Below are 4525 nucleotides of genomic sequence, written 5' to 3' on the forward strand. Positions count from 1 at the left end.
GTGGCCGGTGCGCCGGCCGGGGCCGGGGCAGCCACGGTCGGCTACGTCCGGCTCGCGCACCTCTCCCCCGACACCCCCGCCGTCGACGTCTACCTCGCCGCACCCGGCCGGCCGGACCCGCAGGTGTTCCCGGCCGTCGGCTACGGGGTCGTGTCGACGTACCTCCCGCTGCCGGTGGGCCGCTACGCGGTCGCCATGCGCCAGGCCGGCGCGCCGGCCGACGAGCCTCCGGTGCTGACCACCGAGGTGGCGGTGACCAGCGGTTCGGCGCACACGGTCGCCGGGGTGGGCCGGTACGCGGACCTGGGACTGCGGGTGCTGCGCGACGACCTCAGCACGCCGGCGGCGGGACGGGCCAGGGTTCGCGTCGTCCAGGCGTCGGTGCGCGCGCCGATCGTCGACGTGGCCGCCGCCGACGGGCCCCGGATCGCCGAAGGCGTCCGCTTCGCCACCACCTCGGACTACCGGGAGGTCGAGGCGGGCCGATGGCGGCTGCGCCTGGGCGGCTCGGGCGGGCCGACCACCGACACCGAGGTCACCCTGGACGGCGGCGCGGTCTACTCGCTGCTGGTGCTGGACGGCAGGCAGGGCGGGCTCACCACCGAGTTGCGCCGACGTGTCATCTGGGTCAGTTCCGGTACGCGTACTGGGTCTGCGCGTTGAGCTGGTTGACCCGCCTCGACTTCGCGCCGGGGATCGACTCGTCGTCGATCTTCAGCACGTCCAGGCCCTTCTGGTCACTGGAGTAGACGTGTCCGTTGTAGTAGTACGCCGACCAGGTGCCACCGAAGGTCAGCTGGTCGGCGTTGACCGGGCCCCGCTCCCAGTAGCCGATCTCCCTGGGGTTGGCCGAGTCGGTGAAGTCCCACACCGAGATGCCGCCCTGATACCAGGACTGGACCATGATGTCGCGGCCCGGCACCGGAATCAGCGACCCGTTGTGGGCGACGCAGTTCTCGGTGTCGGCGTTCTCCCGGGGGATCTTGTAGTAGCTGCGGAACTCCAGCGAGCGGGCGTCACCCCTGCCGGTGATGTCGTAGATGGCGTCCGCGCCCTTGTCCGGGCCGACCTTCGCGTTGCAGGTCGCCCCGCCACCGCCGCCGAGTTCGTCGGTGAAGACGACCTTGGTGCCGCTGTTGTTGAACGTGGCCGAGTGCCAGAACGCGAAGTTCTTCGTGTCGCGTACCTGGGCGATCACCCGGGGCGCCTCCCGGTCGCGGATGTCCAGCAGGATGCCGTCACCCATGCAGGCGCCCGCCGCCAGGTCCTTGCGCGGGTAGGCGGTGATGTCGTGGCAACCGCTCGTCGCCGTGCCGGTGCCGTCGCCCTTGTACCCACCGTCGGGGAAGAGGTTCGGCGTGGCGACCACCGCGGCGTCGGTCGGTGCACCCAGCGGCACCTTGACGATGGAGATCGAGTCGTGCGGCGGCTGGCAGTCCGGGAAGGTGTCCGACGGGAAGTACGAGGACACGTACAGGTAGACCGAGGCGCCGTCCTTGGCCGGAACGAGGGTGTGGGTGTGCGAGCCGCAGGCGGTCTCGACGGCCTTGACGTAGCGGGGACTGGTCTTGTCGCTGATGTCGAAGACCTTGATGCCCTCCCACGACTCCTTGACGGTCGCCGACTGCGCGACGCTGCTGCACGAGTCGTCGCTGCGGGAGGAGTCGGTGGAGAGGAAGAGCAGGTTCCCGTAGACGGAGATGTCGTTCTGCGAGCCGGGGCAGAGCACCTGCGACACGACGGTCGGTGCGCTGGGGCGGGCGATGTCGTAGATGACGAAGCCGTTGTAGTTGCCGACGAAGGCGTAGCTGCCCTGGAAGGCGATGTCGCTGTTGGTGGCGGTCAGCGGGGCCTGCTTCGGCACGTTGGCGACCTGCCGCAGATTCGGGCTGCTGGCGATCTCGTCGACACCGGGGATGGTGGTCGCGGCGCCCACGGTGGCGGGTGGCGCCGACCGTGGTGCGACCTGGGCGCTGCTGGGTGCGGCGACCGCGACGCTCGCGACGAGGAGGCCGGCCGCGGTCAGGCCGACCGCTCGGAACCGCCGTGTCCACGGCGTGGATGATGTGATCATCGGCGAGCCCTTCGTAAGGAGAGGGTGAGTGTCCACACCCTATCGACCGCTGATGTCCGTCGATGTGACCTGAGTCACAAAAGCGGGCTGTTGTCGATGAATGCGATCGCCGTGACCTCGACCGTATGCGGTGCCCCGTGACCCAACGGCGCGACCGGGCCCCGCTGACCGTCACACTGCTCGTCCTGGCAGGTCCGGTCACCCCCTGAACCCGGCACGTACGCTGGGTGACCGTGAACCGCACCGCCTTCGGTCGCCCGCTGCGCAGCGTCGCCTTCGACGTCCTCGTCACGCTCGGGGTGGTCCTCGTCGGCCTCCTCGGAGCGGTCAACCAGCCCGGCGGGTGGGCGGCGACCCTCGTCGGGGCCACGATGGCGGTGGCGCTGCTGTTCCGCCGGCACCACCCCAGTGCCGTCGCGGCCGCGGTGGCCGTCCTCGCGCTGGTGCAGGTCGTCGCCGGCTGGGGTCCGCTCGCCTTCGACGTCGCGGTGCTCGTCGCGCTCTACAGCGTGGTCAAGTACGCCGACCGTCTCCGCGACGGGGTGCTCGCCGGCGTGGTCGCCGCGGTCGGCGTGGTGCTGGCCGCCCTCCAGGTCGAGGGCGACGTCCCCTGGTGGGCCAGCACCATCTACTTCGGGCTGGTCACCGGCGGGGTCTGGCTGGCCGCGCTGAACGTCCGGACCCGCCGGCTCTACGTGCTCAGCCTGGAGGAGCGGGCCACCACGCTGGAACGGGAACGCGAGGCCGAGGCGCGGGCCGCCGTCGCCGAGGAACGCACCCGCATCGCCCGCGAGCTGCACGACGTCGTCGCGCACAGCCTCGCCGTGATGATCGTCCAGGCCGACGGGGCGCGGTTCACCCTCGACCGGGACCCGGAGACCGCCCGCGAGGCGGTAAAGGTGGTCGCCGACACCGGTCGGGCGGCCTTGGAGGAGATGCGCCGGCTCGTCGGCGTACTCCGGGAGCCGAACCCACCGGAGACGGCCGCGCCCGGCACGGCGGGGGAGTCACCAGCACCCGGGGTCGCCGCCGAACCCGAGCACCGCCGGCCGGCACTCGCCGAACTGCCCGCCCTGCTGGATCGCTTCCGCGACGCCGGGCTGCGCGTCCGCTGGTCGGCCGGCGACGAGGTCCCGCCCCTGCCGCCGGGGCTGGAACTGACCCTCTACCGACTGGTGCAGGAGGGACTGACCAACGCGCTCAAGCACGCGGGGGTCGGTGCCGGCGTCGACGTGACCCTCGACCACACCGCCGCCGCCGTCGTGGTCCGGGTGGTCGACGACGGGCGCGGCCGCCCACCGGTCCGGCCGGCGCCGTCCGGGGGCCACGGCCTGGTCGGGATGCGCGAGCGCGTCGGGGTGTACGACGGCAGCCTCACCGCCGGACCGCGACCGGGTGGGGGCTGGCGGGTCGAGGCGCGGCTGCCGCTACCGTCGACCCCCGGAGCGGAGGTGATCGCGGCATGACCGTGCGGGTGGTGATCGTGGACGACCAGGCGCTGGTGCGCGCCGGGTTCCGGATGGTGCTGGACTCGCAGCCGGACCTGGAGGTGGTCGGCGAGGCGATCGACGGTGCCGACGCCCTGCGCGTCCTCGCGCGCGTCGACGCCGACGTGGTGGTGATGGACGTGCGGATGCCGACCATGGACGGGGTGGAGGCGACCCGCCGGATCTGCGCCGACCGCCCGGCCGGCCCGCCCCGGGTGCTGGTGCTGACCACGTTCGACACCGAGAAGGACGCCTTCGCCGCCCTCCGGGCCGGCGCCAGCGGCTTCCTGCTCAAGAACGTGCCGCCGGAGGAACTGCTCGCCGCGATCCGGGTCGTCGCGCAGGGCGACTCGGTGGTGGCCCCGTCGATCACCCGCCGGCTGCTCGACCGGTTCGCCGGTCAGCTCGGCCCCGGCCCGGTGGAGGACCCCCGCCTCGCCCAGCTCACCGATCGGGAACGGGAGATCCTGCTGCTCGTCGCGCAGGGCCTGTCCAACACCGAGATCGCCGCGCGCGTGCACGTCGCGGAGGCCACGGTCAAGACCCACGTCGGGCGGATCCTGGCGAAACTCCAACTCCGTGACCGGGTGCAGGCGGTGGTCCTGGCGTACGAGAGCGGCCTGGTGACCCCGGGGGGCTGACGCCGCGTACGACCCAGGTCGTACCGGCCGCCCGCCGCGGGACCACCGGGGACGCACCCCGGTCGAGCGCGACGGCGGACGCGCCCGACCGGTGCCGCCCCTAGCGTCGGAGACGTCCGGGAAACGATCTCCACCGGGGAGCCGCACGTGTCCGTCATGATCCGGTTGGCCCTGCGCTCGCTGCGCGCCGAAGGGCCGCGGCTGCTGCTGCCGGCGCTGGCCGTCGTCCTCGGCGACGGACCCGACCCCCCGGACGGCAGGGTCGCACCCAAGCCCACAACGCCGCGGGCGGCCAGGCGATGGTCAAATGGGGCCCGGACCAC

At 72.7% G+C, this 4525-nt stretch carries 4 protein-coding genes; 3 read left to right on the forward strand and 1 reads right to left on the reverse strand.

Annotation, left to right across the window (positions count from 1 at the left end):
• Window positions 1-663 (forward strand): DUF4397 domain-containing protein (locus tag AB0I76_RS23130; RefSeq protein WP_357039051.1); only part of this gene is annotated, 663 nt, incomplete at its 5' end.
• On the opposite strand, the gene AB0I76_RS23135 is transcribed toward AB0I76_RS23130, so the two are convergent.
• Window positions 629-2074 (reverse strand): hypothetical protein, encoded by a 1446-nt coding sequence (locus AB0I76_RS23135; protein ID WP_357039054.1) that lies wholly within the window; start codon window positions 2072-2074, stop codon window positions 629-631. The two genes, AB0I76_RS23130 and AB0I76_RS23135, sit on opposite strands and share 35 nt — an antisense overlap.
• A gap of 227 nt (window positions 2075-2301) precedes the next feature.
• Here AB0I76_RS23135 and AB0I76_RS23140 point away from each other — a divergent pair, with 227 nt between their 5' ends.
• Entirely contained in the window at window positions 2302-3540 is a 1239-nt protein-coding gene (locus AB0I76_RS23140; protein WP_357039057.1) for a histidine kinase, read from the forward strand.
• Window positions 3537-4202, forward strand: coding sequence for a response regulator transcription factor (locus AB0I76_RS23145; protein ID WP_357039060.1), 666 nt, complete (start codon window positions 3537-3539; stop codon window positions 4200-4202). The genes AB0I76_RS23140 and AB0I76_RS23145 overlap by 4 nt, the downstream gene beginning before the upstream one ends.
• Window positions 4203-4525: the final 323 nt, after the last annotated feature.

Source organism: Micromonospora sp. NPDC049799, assembly GCF_040656655.1.
Taxonomy (GTDB): Bacteria; Actinomycetota; Actinomycetes; order Mycobacteriales; family Micromonosporaceae; genus Micromonospora.